This window comes from Metamycoplasma buccale (assembly GCF_046774455.1).
In the GTDB taxonomy this organism is placed as follows: Bacteria; Bacillota_I; Bacilli_A; order Mycoplasmatales; family Metamycoplasmataceae; genus Metamycoplasma; species Metamycoplasma buccale.
The window spans coordinates 738,451-758,899 of the sequence record NZ_CP177249.1; the positions used below are offsets into that span (position 1 = coordinate 738,451).

Annotated in this window: 13 protein-coding genes; 8 read left to right on the forward strand and 5 right to left on the reverse strand. The window is 24.2% G+C overall.

The window, feature by feature from the left end; translation table 4 throughout:
- Positions 1-130: 130 nt before the first annotated feature.
- The 8 genes from ACLFP3_RS03355 to ACLFP3_RS03390 all read left to right on the forward strand — a co-directional run bounded on the left by ACLFP3_RS03355 (position 131) and on the right by ACLFP3_RS03390 (position 11,045).
- Positions 131-1,783 carry a ribonuclease J gene (locus ACLFP3_RS03355; RefSeq protein ID WP_412031541.1) on the forward strand — a complete coding sequence of 551 codons (1,653 nt, stop codon included), beginning with the start codon at positions 131-133 and terminating at the stop codon, positions 1,781-1,783.
- 8 nt (positions 1,784-1,791) lie between these two features.
- Entirely contained in the window at positions 1,792-3,108 is a 1,317-nt protein-coding gene (locus tag ACLFP3_RS03360; protein ID WP_412031542.1) for a hypothetical protein, read from the forward strand.
- A 171-nt stretch (positions 3,109-3,279) separates the two neighbouring features.
- The gene (locus ACLFP3_RS03365; RefSeq protein ID WP_412031543.1) at positions 3,280-5,136 is read left to right on the forward strand and encodes a hypothetical protein; all 1,857 of its coding nucleotides are present in this window, start codon (positions 3,280-3,282) and stop codon (positions 5,134-5,136) included.
- A 32-nt stretch (positions 5,137-5,168) separates the two neighbouring features.
- On the forward strand, positions 5,169-5,825 hold the full coding sequence (locus ACLFP3_RS03370; protein WP_412031544.1) for a LemA family protein: 657 nt from the start codon (positions 5,169-5,171) through the stop codon (positions 5,823-5,825).
- Between the two features lie 135 nt (positions 5,826-5,960).
- A complete protein-coding gene (gyrB, locus tag ACLFP3_RS03375; protein ID WP_412031545.1) occupies positions 5,961-7,904 on the forward strand; it encodes a DNA topoisomerase (ATP-hydrolyzing) subunit B in 1,944 nt (647 codons plus the stop codon).
- A gap of 2 nt (positions 7,905-7,906) precedes the next feature.
- Positions 7,907-8,656 carry a phosphotransferase gene (locus ACLFP3_RS03380; protein ID WP_412031546.1) on the forward strand — a complete coding sequence of 250 codons (750 nt, stop codon included), beginning with the start codon at positions 7,907-7,909 and terminating at the stop codon, positions 8,654-8,656.
- An 11-nt stretch (positions 8,657-8,667) separates the two neighbouring features.
- On the forward strand, positions 8,668-10,146 hold the full coding sequence (locus tag ACLFP3_RS03385; protein ID WP_412031547.1) for a hypothetical protein: 1,479 nt from the start codon (positions 8,668-8,670) through the stop codon (positions 10,144-10,146).
- 2 nt (positions 10,147-10,148) lie between these two features.
- Entirely contained in the window at positions 10,149-11,045 is an 897-nt protein-coding gene (locus ACLFP3_RS03390; RefSeq protein WP_412031548.1) for a hypothetical protein, read from the forward strand.
- Positions 11,046-11,193: 148 nt separating this feature from the next.
- Here ACLFP3_RS03390 and ACLFP3_RS03395 read toward each other — a convergent pair whose 3' ends face one another.
- From ACLFP3_RS03395 to rpmH, 5 genes are all read right to left on the reverse strand, one after another.
- On the reverse strand, positions 11,194-12,219 hold the full coding sequence (locus ACLFP3_RS03395) for an IS30 family transposase (protein ID WP_412031351.1): 1,026 nt from the start codon (positions 12,217-12,219) through the stop codon (positions 11,194-11,196).
- A 162-nt stretch (positions 12,220-12,381) separates the two neighbouring features.
- A complete protein-coding gene (locus ACLFP3_RS03400; RefSeq protein ID WP_412031549.1) occupies positions 12,382-17,343 on the reverse strand; it encodes a hypothetical protein in 4,962 nt (1,653 codons plus the stop codon).
- A gap of 232 nt (positions 17,344-17,575) precedes the next feature.
- The gene (yidC, locus tag ACLFP3_RS03405; RefSeq protein ID WP_412031550.1) at positions 17,576-19,531 is read right to left on the reverse strand and encodes a membrane protein insertase YidC; all 1,956 of its coding nucleotides are present in this window, start codon (positions 19,529-19,531) and stop codon (positions 17,576-17,578) included.
- The gene (gene rnpA / locus ACLFP3_RS03410; RefSeq protein WP_412031551.1) at positions 19,509-19,847 is read right to left on the reverse strand and encodes a ribonuclease P protein component; all 339 of its coding nucleotides are present in this window, start codon (positions 19,845-19,847) and stop codon (positions 19,509-19,511) included. The genes yidC and rnpA overlap by 23 nt, the downstream gene beginning before the upstream one ends.
- Before the next feature lie 33 nt (positions 19,848-19,880).
- On the reverse strand, positions 19,881-20,030 hold the full coding sequence (gene rpmH, locus ACLFP3_RS03415) for a 50S ribosomal protein L34 (protein WP_412031862.1): 150 nt from the start codon (positions 20,028-20,030) through the stop codon (positions 19,881-19,883).
- Between the last annotated feature and the right edge of the window lie 419 nt (positions 20,031-20,449).

A 20,449-nucleotide genomic window follows, 5' to 3' on the forward strand; every position in this document is an offset into this window, starting at 1 on the left:
TTTAAAGATTAAGGAAGTTAACAAATATCATTATTTAACTAAGTTAATTAAATCATAATAAAAACTAATTTTTAATGTAAAATGATAACAAATATTGACAATTGCTTTCAAGTAATAATGCGGAGGAAAAATGGATAAAATTAATTTTTTTGCCCTAGGTGGGTTGGATGAAAATGGTAAAAATTCATATGTATTGGAAATAAACAATAAAATTTTCATTATTAATTCAGGAACAAAAGTTCCTATCAATTCTCATAACGGAATTGATACCTTAATTTGTAATTATGAATATTTAGAAAAACATCAAAAGGATATAGTTGGAATATTTTTAACCGATGTTCATAATGAAAGTTTTTCAGCAATTCCATGACTTTTAATGAAAATTAAAGGATTAAAAATTTATACATCAGCTTTTAATAAAATAGTTTTAATTGATCGTATTTCTAAATATAATATCGAACACAATGAATATGAAGTAAAAGTTATAAATAAAGAAACATATTTTAATGATATCAAAGTTACTCCAATTGAAATAGCAGGGAGTTTGCCTGGACAAATAGGATTTAATTTTTATGTTAATAAGGGAAATATATTATTTTTAACAAACTTTGTTGATGGCAATTTAGGGCCATATGGAAAAACAGATATTAATAATATTAAAAAAGTTCTAAATAACCAAGAATTAAAAATTTTAATTATGGATGCTGGTAAAAGTAATTATCCAGGTAAAAGCATTGACAAATTATGAGTTTCTAAAAAAATTGAATATAAATTTAAAGAAACTCCTCAAGATAAAAGAATTATTGTTGGTTTGTATGATGAAGATATGATTACTGCTCACGAAATTTTAGTATTGGCAAAAAGATATAATCGTCCAGTTATCACATATGGAAGAACATATTCACAATTAATAAATTTAGTAAGTAAAATTGATACTAATTTACAATGGCCACAATTTATAGATTATCGTGCTGCTAATGACGTAAAAAATGCTGTTATTTTAGTTACTGGAGCCATTGAAAGGCTTTATTTAAGATTTATTAGAATCGCTTCAAATAATGATGTTTACTTAAAATTAAAAAATGATGATGCAGTTATTGTAATAGCTCCCCCTGTAAATGGTCTTGAAGTAAATTATGCTTTAACACTTGATGAAATTGCTAGAAATACCCCAAATTTAATTGAACTTGGATCTGATCAATATTATTCATGTAATCCTGCAAAAGAAGATATTAAATTTTTTATCTCTGAACTTAAACCAAAATATTTTATTCCAATTCAAGGTCTTTATCGTTATTTAGTTGTTGCATGTCAAGATGCTAGAGATGCTGGCATGAATTTTGCTAATTGTCTAGTATTACAAAATGGTAAAGTAGCAGAATTTGAAGATTACAACTTAAAATCTCAAAAGCATATGATAAAAAACATCGGCGACGTTATTATTGATGGTTTTGGTGTAGGTGATATTTCTCATGAAGTAATAAAAGAAAGAGAAAATTTAGCAAGAGATGGAGTCATTGCCTTAAGTTCACTAATTGATTACAAAAAAAGATTACCAATAAATGATCTTCAAATTGCGTCATATGGAATCATAACAAAGGATAACAAAGATATAATATATAGTACAATACAAGAATTATTTAAAAGGGAGTTCATAAATAAAGAAACTAATGAAATTAACCTAAAGGAAATTCAAGAAAGATTAAGAAAATCAATTAAAAGAAAAATTTATAAAATTGTCGAAAAAGAACCTTTAGTAGTAATTACTTTATATGAAATATAATTTTTATTATGAAAGAAACAAAAAATGAATTAGAAACTGAAGAAAGAAAAATAAAAATACGTAAAGAAAAGCAATATGTTTTTTGAAAAGATGAAAATCTCATTTGAACATGTTTAATATTCTTTACTATATTTTTACTTACTATTTCATTTCTAAATATTCGTGGTTTAACAACAATTCATTCCTACACTATTAATGTTTTATTTGGAATGTTTTCAACTTTATTATATGTTTGATTCATTTTATTTTGTTTACAAAAACTTTTTAAATTAAAAAAAACTTATTCTTATAACATTTTCCATTTTAGTTTGTGAAGATTAGCTCTATTTTTCTTTGCAATTTTAATTTTTGGAAGTTTAATTTACTATATTCAAAATGGAATAAGTAATATTAAATCTAGTGAAACGTTTAAAAAAGTATTTGAAGGGTGATTTACAAACTTTAAAAAAGATAATGACCCAGCATTGCCATATAAATACACAAGTGGATTAGTTGGAGCATTTTGTTATGCATTAATATCTATTCTTGGTAATAAAGTCGGAATTGTTTTTGCCTTTATTTTTGCTATTGCAATCGCAGCTTTTAGTGTCTCTACTTTCTTTATAAGTGATTTAAGATTTCAACTAATGAGCTTTTCTAAAGTAAAAAGACAACAAGCTAAAAAAACAATATTAAATCAAAAAACAACTAATATAAAAGTTAAAAGTGAAACTACCAATAATTTAAATCAAAATATTAATAAAATTCAAATTGAATCAGTAACCCCAATAAATGACACAGAAATATCTAATGAAGAAATAGAAAAAACTTTAGAAAAAACTAAAACGATTTCTATTAATATACCAACCGAGGCAATTGAAGAAAATATACCAACGATTGTTCAAAATGTTTTAGATGTAAAAGAACAACCCAAACCTTATACACTATCTAATACCATTGCACAAAATGATTTAATTAATAATGAATTGTCATTAGATTTTGATGAAAATCCATTTGATAATGATACAAACGAGATGAAAACTGATTCAACAAATATGTCTGATAAATTACTAGAAAATTCTACAGCATTAATAGACGAAAATTCTAATGCAGAAAATTATCTTTCTAAGTTTGTTAAACCAATTGATTTAAAACAATTTGAACAAGATATCGAAAAAACTATTGATCTAGAAATTCAAGAAAAAGAAATTGAAAGTAAAAATTTAAATGTAAAAGCAAATCTTATTGAAAATAATGTTAATAATAGTAAAGATGCAAATAATAAGGAAAGTGATAAAAAAAATATACGTTATTCACTCATTGATGATAAGGACGATTTATTTTAAAAATATTAGAAATTAAAGACATACAAAAGCATTTTTTTGTATGTTAATTTTTATTTATTTTTTTAATATAATTATCTATTTTAAAATGATATTGCTATTAATAGTGTCGTAATCATATTAAAAATATGACTATTTTTTTATTTGCTATAATTTTTTTAAGGAGAAAAATTAATGTCTGAACAAAATAAAATAATTATTAATACAAATAATATCGTAAAAGATCCAATAAATAATTTATACTTTCCAGCAAGTGAAAATATTGCTAAAAAATATATAGAGTTTTATGAAAATAGCATATATAAAAATAATAAAAATAAAATTGATGAAGTACAAAAAAATGTTAATGATATTTACAAAAAGAAATCTGAAATTAATAATGAAAAAAAAGTTAATAAAATTTCAGCAAAATATGTTGGTAATTTCTTCATTATTTTAAGTTTTTTCATTGTTATTGGATTATTTTTAATACCTTTTTTGTTAAAAAATAATCAGGCCATTAAAAAATTTAAAATTTATAAAGAAGGTAAAGAAAATGAAATTAAAGGTTTAATTCTAAATAAAAATTCATTAATAAAGTTAATTTTTTCAATTTATACAATTCAAGATATAAAAACAGAAATATTAAAATCTTTTGCCATTAATAGAGTTAAAAATCTAAAAAAAGATGAATTATCATTTATTCAAAACATGGAAGATTATAAAAATTTAAATACTATTTACAAATATGATTTTAGAAATAGTTATTTTTATGATGTTTTATATACTAAACTCGAATGACGCGATATTATTACTGAAGGAACTAGAGTAATAACATATACTTCATCAAAAGGCGAAACAAGAACTGAAACAATAGTTGCAACCCACATTGAGCCAACACCTTTTGTTATTTTAAATAGAAACATTAGTATTCCTACAAATTATTTACCAGATCTAATATTTTTACCTACTCAAGGCTATTTATCGCAAAAACAATACAACAAAAATAAAAATAGAGGGCAATTTGTTTTAGAAAATCCTGAATTTCATAAACATTATGCTTTTAGATATAATGACCAAATTAAATTCATGTCATTTTTCCAACCGCTAACCCAAGAAAAATTTGTCGAATATGATAAATTTATAATTTCAAAAAATATACCAAAATTATTTTTATCAAAAATAAATAATAATATTTGTACAAACTTTAAGTTTTCTGGTGATACAGAATTTTATAAAAATGATAATTGATGAATTGAAAAATTAATTAATAGAAATAAAGAAATTACTATTGAACAAATTAATGAATATTTAGGATATGGTTTACAAGAAGAATTAAAAATCATTTTTCAATCATTAACACTATTCTATTTAAACAAAAATATAGCAATAGAAAATTATGAGAACATTGGAAACCGATATATTTCAACTCACCAAGATTTGAATGAAGTATCAAGCAAGGGAAATCTAGATTATTTATATTTAATAAATTCAATTAATAGTGTACAAAAATTTTATTTTATAACTAATAAACCAGATAGAAAACCGATGTTTAAACCTATTGGTTTTAAAAAATCTACATACTTCCTTCAACAAGATATATTAATGGAATCATTTTACGCTAGAAATGAAATTGATGAGGTTTTCACTCAAGGATATATTGTTGATGTACCTTATGTAAGGTATTATCCATTTTCTGAAAAGAAAATAATCTTTTTAACTCAAAAAATAAAACTATCAACAATAGATGCACAAATAATATCTTCGCCATTAAATGAAGTTGGATTATTTCATATATTTGAAGATGACATGGATAAATTAATTGATGAATTTAAAATTTCTTATAACAAAAAAACAATGGATAATAAAGAAGAACTAATAAGAATGATTAAATTTATTTCAACATTCTTTAAAGAATTTCCTGAACTTAAAAATAATACAACACTATTAATAGATGATCAAGGATTGAGTATCTACTTAAATAATGTGAAAATTTTAACTGATAAACATAGTTTAGCAAATATTGAGCAAACTATTAATAAAATACTATAATAAAGAGTAATTAAGGAAAAAAAGGAGAAAAAATGTTATTTGATACTCGCACACCACAAGGAAAAAGTGGTTTTCAACCAAATGTTGATAATTCAATTAAAGAAGCTAAAGCAACAGGCTTTCAAAAATTTTTGGTAGTTTTAGCATTTATATTTACATTAGGAATATTTTGATTCGCATGAAATGCTAGAAGAAATTCATTAATTCAAAAACAAACAGATATTCAAGAAGCATCATCTCTTATTCAAGCTGCTCAAAAAAAGAGAAGAGCAACTTTAATAAAATTGTTAGATACCGTTAAAGGTTATGCAAAACACGAAAAAGAAACATTAGAAAAGGTTACTGCATTAAGAAATAAATTAGTAGATTTAGATAATGTAAATGATCCACAAATTTTTGGTCAAGAATTAAGCAAGATAGGATCAGGAATAAATGTTCAAGTAGAAAAATATCCTGAATTAAAAGCTGATCGACTATATTTAGAATTTATGAGCGAAATTTCTCTACAAGAAGATGAAATATATTCAACAATTAGAAACTACAACTTCAAAGTTCAATCATTCAATCGTATGATTTATACTTTCTGAACTGTAAATGTTGCAGAAAAAATTGGTGCTTATAATCAACCATACTTCCAAGCAAGCGAGGAAGAAATGAAAGATGTTGATACTAGTTCATTAATAAAATAATAAAAATAATTAAGTAGTATAACTACTTTTTTATTTATTTTTATCAAATAGTAATCAAATTTTCCTTTAACTTTTTGTGGTTGTTTTTTGATATAATTTAATATTATTTTAAATAAATTTTATTAAGGAAAAAACATGAATAAAGAAGAACAAAATCACAAATACGAAGCCAAAGATATTCAAGTTTTAGAAGGATTAGAAGCCGTTAGAAAAAGACCGGGAATGTATATTGGTTCCATAGGTTTTAGGGGATTGCATCATTTAATTTGAGAAATAGTTGATAACTCAGTGGATGAAGCAATGGCTGGATATGCCACTTCTATTCAAATAAAATTACATCCTAACAATATTATTGAAGTTATTGATGATGGTCGTGGTATGCCAGTAGACATTCACCCTTCTACTAAAAAATCTGCTGTAGAAACTATTTTAACAGTATTGCATGCTGGAGGAAAATTTGATAGCAACAACTATAAAGTTAGTGGTGGACTTCATGGTGTTGGAGCTTCAGTAGTTAATGGTTTGAGTGATTCTTTTGAAGTTTGAGTTAAAAGAGATGGTAAATTACATTACCAAAAATTTGTTAATGGTGGAATACCAGTTAAACCATTAGAAGTAATAGATGAAATATCAAATAATGAAACTGGTACAAGAATTGTATTTCACCCTGATTATACGGTAATGGAAAAAGTTGATTTTGATTTTGGTACTATTGTAGATCATGCTAAACAAATTGCTTATTTAAATAAAGGGTTAAGTATAACTTGTGAAGATTTAGAAAAAGAAATCACAAGAAAATTCTTCTTTGAAGGTGGAATAATTGACTATGTAAAAGAATTAAATCACGGAAAAAAACTTATTATTCCTGACATTATTTATGCTGAAGGTTCATTTAAAGATAAAACTCCAGGAAGTGGTGAAGTATTAGTAGAAGTTGCAATGCAATATAATGAAACTTATACTGCTAATGTTGTTTCATATGCTAACAATATTCAAACAGGTGATGGTGGAACTCATGAGCAAGGATTTTATGATGCCTTAACAAGAATTTATAATAACTATGCTGAAGAAAACAAACTATTCAAAAATAATAATGAAAAAATAAGTAGAGAAGATACTAAAGATGGATTAGTAGCTATTATTTCTATTAAACATACTGATCCAATTTTTGAAGGTCAAACTAAAGGAAAATTAGAAAACAAAGATGCAAGAATTGCAACTAACAAAGTAATATCTGAAATGTTAGAAAAATATATGGGGGAAAATCCTGAGCAAGCCAAAGCAATAGTAGAAAAATGTTTATTAGCACAACGTTCAAGATTAGCAGCTAATGCCGCCAGAGAAGCTTCAAGAAAAAAGGATGGATTAGAATTAGGAAATTTACCTGGTAAATTAGCAGATTGTTCATCTAAAAATGCAGAAGTTAGAGAACTTTTCATAGTCGAAGGTAACTCAGCTGGTGGTTCAGCTAAAATGGGTAGAGATCGCGCAACACAAGCCATATTACCTTTAAGAGGGAAAGTAATTAATGCTGAAAAAAATGATTTTACTGCTGTATTAAAAAATAATGAAATCGCTACAATGATAAGAGCTCTTGGCACCGGAATTAATGAAGAATTTGATATTAATAAATTAAAATATCATAAAGTCATAATTATGACTGATGCCGATGTTGATGGTGCTCATATTACTACTTTATTATTAACATTTTTCTATCGTTACATGAGACCATTAATTGAATATGGTATTGTTTTCATTGCTCAACCTCCACTATATAAAATTTCAACAAGTAAAATTACTGAATATGCTTATAATGATGCTCAAAAAGAAGAAATTCTTGCTAAATTAGAAGATAAAAAATCTGTTGCTATCCAACGTTATAAAGGGCTTGGAGAAATGGACCCTGAGCAATTATGAGAAACAACAATGGACCCATCAGTTAGAAAAATGTTACAAGTTCAAATTGATGATGTTGCTAGTTGTGATACAGTCTTTGCTACTTTAATGGGTGAAGATATCGAACCTCGTCATGATTTTATTCAAGAAAATGCCAAATATGCTTCTAATATTGATTTTTAGTAATGAAACTATTAGAAAATCAAGGTTTTACTAATAAAACATATAAAGATGAAGAAAATAATCTTTTTATAAAAATAAAATCTTTTGATTCTTTTAACCATAAAACCGATTATAAATTATTAAATAAATTGTCATTTTCTCCCGAAGTAATAGAAAACACACCAGAAAAATTAGTAACTAAATGAATTGATGGAAAAACTTTAAATAGTGAATCATTAACTAATAAACAATTAAAAATTATTGGTGAGCATTTAATAACTTTACACAATTCTCGTTTACCTTTTTTTAAAGAAAATCAAATTGCAAGAAGATTTAAAGTTTATCGTGAAAAAATAAAAAAATTACAAAGGAAAATTCCTATCTTAGATAAGTATTATAAAAAAATTAATATTTTTCTTAAATCTATTGATACATCTGCCCCTGTTCATAATGATCTTTGACTTTTTAACATGATTGAAAATGAAAATGATATTTATATTACTGATTGAGAATATGCAACAATGGGAGATGTTCATTTTGATTTAGCATATTTTATTGAAAGTAGTAATTTAAATAAAGAACAAGAAAAAATATTTTTAGATGCTTATGGAGATGACTTTGAAGAAAAATATCTTTTAATTCATAAAATCATTGTAAATGCTCTAATTATTTTGTGAGTATATCAACATGAAGTTTTACCTTTTGAAACAACTATATATGAAAAAAGAGTTGAGAAATATATGAATATTTATTTAAAGGAATATTCTAAATAAAAGGTAATAATATGAAAGTAGATCAAAATCAGAATGATAATTATTCAAAAAACAATAGCGATAAAAAAATTGATATTGATGAATTAATTAATGAAATTAAACAAGTTTTTGGCCTTGAAGTTGCCAATGCAATTACCAATATTAGATTTTATTATGAATCCTTTTATAATAAAACATATATTGGTAAATTTAATAATGTTTGAGTACAAATTAGAGTGCCAAAAAATCTATTTTTTGATTATAAAAATGAAGAAAAAATTCTAAAAAAATTCAAAGATTATTTATTTATTAATAAAGGATATGTAATAAAAAAATGATTTCCTGGACAAGACTTGTTTAAAATGAATGTCAATTCCAAAATTCAATCAAATTTATTTAATTGTTTGAACAATTTCCAAAAATTAGATATTAAGTTAAAAAAATTTGATTGACTTAAATATGATATTAAAGATAAAAAATATTTAAGATTAGTTAATAAATATAAAGACGAAAAATATGTAGTAAGCCACAATAATATTAAACGTCATAATGTTCTTATTAATAAATACAACTTTATTAAGTTAATTAGTTTTGAAGATGCTGCATATAATTCTAGATATGTTGATCCTGTATCACTATATTTATTTTTGGGTTGTTCTAAAAAAGATATAATTTCATTTTTTGATTTAGATGAAAATATTTTCAATGATTATATTTATATGTTAAAAATATTTAATGAAGAAGCATATAAAATTACTTATTCAAAATCTACTTTTTTTAAAAACAAATTAAATGAATCACTATTAAAAATACAAAATAAAGATCATAATAACTTTAATCGTTTTATTATCCAAAAATTTCATAATCAATATGACAATCGTCTTGATTTAAATGAAATTAGTCAATTTTATTTTGTGCCTACTTGTGTTTATGAAGATAATGAACGAATTATTTGGAGATGATTAAACTGCAATGCAGTGTCTACTTTAAATACAAGGCAAATTAAAGTATTAGCTAAAGCTATGAAAATGTATCATGACTCTGATGCTAAATTCCCTTCATACATTTTAAAAGATAAGGTTTTATGATATTTAGAAAATATTAATAAAGATTGACTTTACCAAGAGATGGGTGGAAAAGAAATAGTTGATAAAATTGTTTCTTGAATTAATGATATTAAGCCAGATTCTAATTGTCATAATGATTTAAATTTAGATAACGTATTTTTTACAGAAAATTTAAATCTATATATTATCAATTGAGCCACTGCTTATAAAAGCAATCGTTATTTAGATATTGCATTTATGTTTGAAAATACTAACATTAATAAAACAATTGAAAAATCTTTTTGATTAGCATATGGCCAAAACGAGCCTAAAGATTTTTATAAATATCGAATAATTAGTCATTTTGTTGATTATTTATATAATATGGTTTTAAATATTGATTATAATAAAGCAAAAATTAATTTAATGAAAGTAAAAGAAATATTTAATGAGATAAAGGAATAAAAATGCAACAAAATAGAAATGACAATGAAAATAAAATAGCAAAGAAAAAGAAAAATACTAAAAATATAGTTAACACAACTATATTATTTACTACTATGATTGCTGCTACTATTTCAGTAATTGCAATTCCTTTAGCAATTAATAAAAAAACAAACAATGTTAGAGATAAATATTTTGATGACGAAGTTGATTTAGACATTAAAACACTTAAAACAGAAAAAAAATTACCAAATACAGTAGATAATGAAGGAAAAACTGTAGCCAATTATTTAATGGAATTTAATAGTGAACAAAAAGATATTAGTCAAATTATTTTTAATAAAACCCCTAGAATATTAGAAACCTCTAAAAAAGATAATTTTCCTTTAGTTAAATATGAATATGAACCAATGTTTTTAGCTGGCAAAAGTGAGCCTTTAAATAATTATTATGAAAAAATTAAAAATAAAGCAAAAAATAAAAATATTAAAAAAAGTGGATTACAAACAATCTATGAATTTGACATATTAGAATTGCTTGAAAATTTTTATAAATCCAAAGATGAAAAAATAACAATGGATAAATTAAATTCATTGCTCACATATGAAAATTTAAGAAAATTTAACTACATTAAAAATTCTTTTACTTTTGCTTATGAATATAATAAGAAATATTATTATCTTGATTTAAAAGAAAAATATCGCGGTGTTAATATTAGATATTTTATAAAAAATGTTTTTGAACAAATTAGACAAAAAGTTTATAGTTTAATTAAAAATAATCCCACTGCACCAGTAAAAACTTTATTAAAAGAATTTAAAATCGAAGCTAAAATCGAACTTGAAAATAACGGCACAAAAATTAAACATTTTTATTTAGAAAGTTCTATTAAAGCTCAACTATCACAAAGACAAAAATAAAAACAAGCGGACGTATTATTCGCTTGTTGCTAGAAAGTAACATGAAGTGCAACACCTATGTGCTTCATGTTTTATTTTATATTTTTTAAAAGTTAAAAAACAAAAATACACTAAATATTAGTGTTTGAGTATATTTGAAATTAGTTTATTAAGCAAATATTTTGTTATATTCTTCTATTAATTCTTTTTCGTATAAAGCATATGAGGATTTTCAATTAAAAATTTTTCTACGTTTAAAATTAATTCTTTCTGTGGCAATTTGAATTTCATTAATATCAATTTCATTAAAATTAGTGCCTTTAGCAAAAATTCTTCTAAAAATACCATTTCAATTTTCATTACTTCCTTTTTGTCATGAAGCATATTTATCAGTAAAATATACAAATATATTTAATTTGTAAGCTAGTAAACCAATTTTTCTAAATTCAAAACCATTATCTGTAGTAATCGATTTTACTGGGATATTATTATTTGCAATTAAATTATTTAAAATTCTATTAAGATTATCAGGATGCTTACCTTTCATAACTGCCACATAACAAAACCTTGTTTTTCTTTCTACTAATGTGATTATATGATTAGCACCTCTAACATTTTTGCCACAAACTAAGTCAAGCTCTCAATGCCCAAATTCTAATCGATTATTTATTTCTTTTGGTCTTGCTCATATTGGTTTTATATATCTTGCTCCAACAAGGCGATCAATAACATTAGTTTTTGAACGTTTTCCTCCTTTTGTGTAATTTTTTCTTAATAAATCTTTTCTACTAAAAACTCATTTACCAGAGTTTATTCAATTAAAAATAGTTTTTAAACATGGTATTTCAAATTCATTTACACTCATATTATTTTTTATAAAAAAATAAGTTGATTCAACCGTTCAAAGTTTACCATCATATAATGCTGCAAATTGATCGATAAATTCTTCATATCTATCTCTTACTAAAAAATATCAAAAATAAGATCTATGTTTACTTCTGAGAATAGACTTTTGATTAGCTATTTCTGGATTGTAAATTAATTTATCATTATCAAAATTGCGTTTTATTTCGCGAGATATTGTTGATGGTGATTTATTTATTTGTTTGGCTATTTTTCTAATAGAAAAACCTTTATTTAAGTATTCTTGAATAATAATTCTATTTTTGTAATTTAAGTGATTATAATTAATCATGAGTAACCTCTTGAAGCACTTTATTTAGGTTGCTCTTTTTTTATTTACTTTAATATAAAAAATGCAACCTATAAAAATTATTTCATAGTGTTGCACTTTATATTACAATGTAGCAACAAGCGGACGTATTATTCGCTTGTTTTTTAAGTTATTTAATTTGTTTTATTCATTGTATGCATTAAATGGAAATTTTGATAATGCCGGTAATATACCATGTCTATAAGCACCTGGATTGCCATTTAGCATATATTTATATTTATCTCTTCAGCCTTTTACTGCTGGCATATATCAATTATATATTTCTTCAATTAATGAAGTAGTTAACGTTTTATTTTCAAATCTAGCTATAACATTATCCATATGTAAAGTAGAAGTTATTTCATTATAATAGGCCATATATTTACCAGAATGAAATCCAAAAGCAAGAACTGTTAAAGTATTAATTCATTTTATAGTTTGATTAAATTTCTCTAAATTTATTTCATTAGTTTGTGTAATACTTCCATAATGCAAAGTTCCATCTTTGTCACGAGAAACAATTGCTTTGCCAACATAATTCATTGAAACAACATAATTATTATTAGTTAATGATTCATAATCTAATTCAACACCATTTGGAAGATTATTTTTAAATTTAAATAATTGTTCAAATATTTTTTTATTTTCTTCTTTGTCTTTGTCTTTAAATTTATTTAATTTTGATAGTAGAATGTCATTTCTATTATTTTCATTACCAGCAATTTTTGTATTCAAATAATCTTTAAAATTTGCAACTAATTCTGGTATATTGAATCCTTTATTAAAACCATTAATTTCAAGATAAACTGTTTTAGTTACATCTGTATATTTTTTATGTTTAATTACAACTTCTACTTTTAATTTCCCTTCTTTATCATTAGGATTTAATCATGAATCATATTTAATATCAAAGTCAGAAGAATTTTTATTCAATTGTAATTCAGTATAATTAACTTCTGATGCAAGCTTGTTTTTATTATTTATGTTTAATTGTAAAGTTTTTGCCAATGAATCCAGTGATTGTTGGGCTGTTTCTTTTTCTACCAATTCTTGTTTTTTCACTCTTGCATTTACTAATTCCGCTTCTGCACTAGCAATTTTGTCAGTTAATTTTTGTTTTTCGGTAGTTAGTTCAGGACTGGTTTCTGTTTCGGTTTTTAATTTTCTTGCTTCTACTAATAAATCTTCCAATTTTTTAATATCTGTTTCTAATGAATTTGAAGTAGTATGATTTTCTTTTATTTTAGTAATTGCATTATCTAAATCGGTAAGCATTTTTTCTACTTCTTGTTTTATTCTAGCAATACGTTCTGCTTCGGTTTTAGCATCTTTAAGTGCTTTAGTAACATTTAATTTTAAAGTATTTAATTCATTTAATATATTATCTACTTCATTTGTTTTAGATGAATAATGTTTTTGTTGTGTTATAGTCTTAACTTCATTAGATTTTGTGATAGCAGCTTCTATATCATTAAGAGCATCCTCTAATTTAGAAATTTCTTTAGAAGTAATGGCATTATTTGCTTTATTTTTAGTAGTATTTAATAAGTTTTGAACTTCATTAACTTTGCTTTCTACTAATTGTTTATTAGTTTGTTGAGAACTTTTTAGTGTAGCAAGTGTGCTATCAGCAGTATCTGTTACTAATTTTAATTCATTTAATTTATCTTTAATACTTTTATATTTATTAGTTAATTCATTTTTTTGAACATTTGAATGTTTAGTGTTAGCATTGGTAATTGCAAATTGTAATAATGGTAATTTAATTTCGGATTCATCAATATTATCTTCGACATTTTTAGCATTAGTTTCAGCAGCTTTTACTTTTTTAATTTCTTCATCTATTTCTTTTACTAGTTGATCTGCTTGTTGTTTTTCGGTTTTTGTTGCTTTATCTAATTTTTTCCTAGTTTCTTCTAATGACTCTTTAACTTTTTGAAGTAATTTTTCTGCATCAGTTATTTTTTCTTGATATTTATTAGTTATAGCTAAATTTTTAGCTGCTTTAGCTTTAGTTTGAGCCTCTTCTAAAGCTTTAATTGCTTCTTCTAGTTTTTTAATATCATTTTCTGGTGCTTGACTTGCTTCTAAAATTGCAGCATTAACTTTTTTAGTTGCTTCTACAATTGCATTATTAGTTTCATTTGTTTTTTTAGTTAATTCTGCTTGTTTTGTTGAATTAGTTTGTTGTGAATCTTTAATTAATTTATCTAACTTTTCTAATAAAGTTTTTAATTCATCAACTTTATTATTACTTTCAATGTTATAAACATCATAAACTTGATTTTTTGCCTTAGTTATTTCAGCTTGTAATTTAGGAAGTTCTTGATTTAATTCATCAACACCACTTAATGCACTAACTTCTTTATTTATTTTATCTAAAGCTTGAATTTCTTTTTCTAATACTTCTTTAACTTGAGCAATTCTCTTTTCTTCTTCAGAAGTTAATTTATTATCAATTTCTTTTAATTTGTCTTCTACTTCTTTAGATTTTTGTTCAGCTTCTTTTGATTTTTCATCATAATGATTTTTGTCGGCTTCTTCTTTAGCTTTATCTAAATCTTTTTTGGCTTCTTCTAACTCTTTTTTGGCGTCATCTAAATCATCTTTTTTAGGCGGATTTTCTTTTAAAGCATCATCGGCTTTTTTAATAGCTTCATCGGCTTTTTTCTTAGCATCTTCTATTTGTTTATCAATTTTGTCAGTTTTTTCTTTATTTTGTTTTTCAAGGGCATCTTTTGTTTGTCTAGCAGTTTCGATAGTTTTCTTTAATAAATCTAACTTTTGTTTTATTGAAGCAATTTTATTATTTTCTTCTGTATCATAGGTAGTTTTTATTGTTTTTGCTTCTTGAATAGTTTTTTCTAATTTAACTAATTCTTCTTTTAGTTTACTAATGTTATTTTTATTATTGTTAGCACTAGTTAAAGCATTATTTAAGTTTGTTTGTGCTTTATCGATAGCTTCTTCTATTGCTTTATTTTTATCTTCATTAGCTTTTTCTAATTCTTTAGTTGCTTCGGTAATTTTATCAAATAATTTCTTAACATCATCTTTTAACTTAGGCTCATCTTTTACTTTATCATGTAGCTTATTAGCATTATCAATTTCTGCTTTAAGATTAGTGATTGCTTTATTAATTTTATCTTTATCGTTTCCTTGTTTAGCATTTTCTAATTCTTTTTTAGCTTTATCTAAATCTTCAATTTGCTTAGTGATTTTTTCTTTGTTCTCTTTTATTTCTTTATCTTTTTGTTCAGTTTTTGTTTTTTGATCTGTAATTTTAGTAATTCAAGAATCAACTTCAGTTTCTTTTAATTCACATTTATTAACTAATCCTTTTTCATTTTTATTATTAGCTTCTGATTTTAAATTATTTAAAGTGGTTTTTGAATTATTTAATTTTTTTAACACTTCATCTAAAGTAGTAATATCTTCACTATTTTCATTAGTTTTAGCTTCTTCGATTGCTTTATCTGCGTTTTCAAGTGCTTCATTAACTTTTTTAACTAATTCATTATTTTGTTTTTCTAAATCTTCTAATCTTTTTTGTGAAGCTTCTTGTTCTACTTTAGCTTTAGTGATTTCTTCAGTTAATTTTTTAAGCTCATTTGCTACTTTATCTTTATTTTCATTTTTATTAACTTCAGTAACTAATGATTCGGCTTTAGTAATTTCACTTTGAAGTTTGTTTAAATTTTCTTTTAAAGTATCAATAGTATTTGCTTCATTAGTTTCTTTAGTAACTTTTTGTAATTTTTCAATTGCTTTTGTTATTTCTTCCTTAAGTTTTTTAACTTGATCTTCTTTAGCTTTTAGTTTTTCTTCCGCTTCTTTTAAAACTTTTTTGGCTTCTTCTATTTTTTCAATTACTTTAGCATTTTCATCTATTAATTTTGCTTTAGCAAGTTTTTCAGTTAACGCTTCTGCTTTAGTAATTTCAATTCTAAGATTAATAATAGCATTTTTTAATTCTTCTTCAGTATTAGCCTTATTAGCTTCTTCGATTGCTTTAGCTAAAGCTTCTAATATTTGTTTAACTTCTTCTTTTAATTTAGAAATTTCAAGTTCTTTTTCTGCTAAACGTTTTTTAGTTTCTTTAATAGCTTCATCTAATTTTTCAAGACTTTTTTCAAGATCGGCTTTAACGTCAGGAACGTTTAAAGATTCTGCTTGTTTAATAGCAGCTTCACCTTCTTTTTTAAGTTCTTCAAGATCTTCTATTGCTTCTTTTAAAGTTTCGTTTTCGTTTGCCTTATTAGCTTTTTCGATTGCTTTAGTTACTTTTTCTTCAAATCGTTTAGCATATTCTTTTAATGCTTCTTTTTGTTGTTCTGGATTTTGTGATTTCTTTAATTCTTCTAATCTTTTAATTTCATCTTTAGCTTTTTTAATAGCGCTTTGTAAATCAGGGGCCAAGTTATCTAAACCAATTTTCTTGGCATCTTCAATATAATTTGTAGCTATATTAATTAAATTAGTTAGTTTTCTAATATAACTATCAATTTCCGCAATGAGCTTAGCTCCTTGTGAAGATTTGATAGTTTCTAAAATTTCTTTAATAATACTTTTAATTTTATTAGTTAATAATTCTTTATCTTCAAGCAATTTTTTTAATTTTAATTGGGCATGTTTTAATGCTTCTCTAGCTTTTTTTACTGCTTCATCAAGCTTAGCTTTATCTTCTTTTAAAGCTTTTTGTTTTTCTGGTCATTTTTCTAGATTTTTAATACTTTCATTAATAATATCTTCAGCTGAATCTGCACGATTTAAATTAGTATTTAAATCTTCGATAGCTTTTCGATAGTTTTCAATACTTAATGTTTTATTAGCATTTGCTGTCGCAGCTTTTAAAGCTTCAATTAATTTTTCAATATAAAGTCTAAGTTTTTTATATCTTTCTTCATTTTTATTATCTCAACTACTTGGTTTTTTATCAATAATATCACTTTGTGATACACCAGTGTCTAAGATATTTCCTTTACCTTTTATGCCAGGTTTGCTTGCTTTACTATAAATAATTCCGGCAATAATAGCTGAAGTTGCTAAAACTCCAATTGTAGTTCCTAAAATAATAGTTGTTTTCTTTTTCTTTGATGTATTCATTGTTAAATAAAACTCCTTTTATGTAGACCATTTTAGAAAAAAAAAAAAAAACACCCATTATAGCGGTATTTTTAAAGATTTTGACATTTTTTATTCCTTTTGTTAAGTATTTAGAATGTGTTTTTTTATTTTTTTAGATATTGTAAAAGGTAAAAATGGCTTTAATAAAGCAAAAATATAAAATAAAAACCACTTATATTTAATCTAAAGTGGTTTTTAATAATTTCTTTTTTTATAATTTAGGTTCAACTTTTACTTTAAAGAATTTGGTTCTTTGGAAATAATGAACAAAGATGTGTTGAAGAATTGTCATAATTCCACCAATAATTCAATAAATTTGAAGTCCGGCACTAAAGATAGCACCAATTCCTATAAATATTAATGAAATAATATTAAATTTCTTATTTTCTTTTTTCATTGCTTCGCGTTGATAAGCATCAGCCCGTAATGATTTTTTCTTTCGATTGAGAATTTTAGGTAAATATTGAGCTAACGCTTGAATACCCACAGAAACAATTAAAATAGGTAGGTAAAGCATTTCACCAGCAATTACTTTTCTAAATGAAGTAGCTGAGAATTGTATTCCATATCAAGTTGCTTGTTTAATAGCAGGAGAAGCAGCAATAATTCTAAATACAACAATCAAAATAGGCATTGTAATAAATGAAGTTATTATTCCAGAGAATGGTGAAACTTTTTCTTTTTTATAAAGTTCAGTGATTTCCATTTGTTTACGCTGTTGCATTTGTTTATCATTTTTATATTCAGCATATTTGGCTTCTATTTTTGCCTTCTTTTGGTTAAATTCTTCCATTTTAGCTTGACTAAATAATGATTTGAAAGAAATAGCAAACGATAATAATCTTACAATAATAACGGTTACAACTAATGCTAAAATTATGCTTCAACCAGTTGTCCCTAAGCCATTAATAATTGCGTGCATAAAATGGTTTACCGGGTGAACAAACATTCCATAAAATGGTCCTTGTTCTCAGTGTTCTTTATAAGTAGTAATAGATTTTTGTCTAATTGATGAGTTAGAATCAAATAAACCATCTAATACTGCAGATTTATTATAATTACCTGATCTTGTAATAAATGATTGTTTAAGAATGTAATGTTGATAACCACCATCTTGAATACTTGGATTATTACTATTATATTTTAATAAGGTTGCATAATGTACAAATGCTAAAGATATCTTAGAAAGATTTGCAAATGCTTTTCCTTCATCTTCAGTTGCTTTTGCTGGGTCATCTATTTTTTCAGTTATTTTACTTTTGGTAAATGTTTTAAAATAATTATTTAATTTTTCTAATTTAGTTGTTCCTGCCATGGAAGAAACATATTGATCAAAGTAATCTTTGAAACCACCATTATCTTTAGTTTTACCAACATTATTTTCATATCAATATTTAATTGTTTCATTAACTAGAATTTGAAATATATCTCTTACATATTTATCAATTTCTCTAGATCCACCAGGTAAATTAGCTAAAAGTTCAGTTAAACGAATCTCTTTAATTTTATCAAAAAGTGTTTTAGCGTCTTTTGAATGAAATGAAGGTAAAGGCATTAAAACTTGTTCAAATTTTGTAACAGGAGTATATGTTTTTGTGCCATATTCGCCTTTTTCATTTCCTAAGTTATAGTAAGCAAATGTTTTACCATTTCCATAAACTAAACCATTATTGTCGTCAGTTTCCGAAGTAATATTTTCAAAATTTCCCTTTGAATTTTGCTTTTGAAGTTGCAAAGCTAATGTTTTGCCGTTGTAATTTCCGTAAGTAGCTCCAGAATTAGCATCTTGTCTTTTTAATTTTTCTATAATGCTATGACCGTCTAATTTTTTATCCTTAGTTGAAAGCCCTAAAAATGTATTAGCATTAGTATTTTTTTCATCGTTTGCTCTTTCAAAAAAATTAGTTTTGGGATTATATCTTAATGTTTCTACATTTGGAGATACATCTGCTTTTTTTGTATAAAGTTCTTGTCCAGCACCAACTTTATTACTTGCTTTAACTGCAAAAGTTTGCATGCAACCCACAAGCCCAATAGTAATGAAAATAATAACAAAAACAATTTTTATTCATTTTCAAACTTTTATTCAAGTTTTTTTAGGACTATTATCTTCTATTTTAGCGACTTTGAAATCATCATAAAATTTAGACTTTTTTTGTTTTGCCATTTGTTATCCTTTCATATAATTTGTGTACTTCTTTTACTTTATCTTCAAATGTTAAGGCAAAAAAAGTTTTGCGAGCAATAATAATCGTATGAAAATTAATATTACTAATATCCATATTTCTAATAATTGCTCTAATTTGATTGCGATAATGATTTCTCATTACTGCATTTGCAAAAATCTTAGGAATTGATATTCCAACTTTAAAGCATTCACCCTTAACATAATAAATTATTAAATTATTAGAAATAACTTGATTATGTGAGTTTAAAATCTTTTGAAATTCTCAATTCTTTCTAACAATATTTTGTTTGTTCATATTGCTTATAAATATAAAAATATATCAAACAAATTATTTATTGTCTGATACTGTTAATCTACTTCTACCTTTTGCCCGTCTAGCTGCTAAAACTTTTCTTCCGTTTTTAGTTTGCATTCTAGCCATAAATCCATGCACTTTAATATGTTTGCGTTTTTTGGGTTGATATGTTCTTTTCACAATTGCTCCTTAATAATTAAATAATAGTTATAAATATTAACCAAAATAACTTTATGTATTTTATCAAAATTTCAAAAATTATATTACAAAAAGGTATAACAAACAAATAATAATTGACAAGTTTCTTTTATAAAAAACAAGTTAAAAGTAATATTAAATGTAAAGTTGGATATTCTTTGTCATTTTTAAATCAAAAATTTTCTAAATTTTGTGAATTATTATTGCTCCATAAATAACTATAAATTTTAGATAATTTGATAATAAACTAAATTAAAAGAATATGCAAAAAATCAACTTAAAAATATTTAGAATTGTCTATATTTCCATTAAATCTAAAAATATTTACTTTTGTAATAAAAATTCATAATTATTAACAAAAATTTAAATAATTAAATATTATTGTCAATTACTAATAATAATAT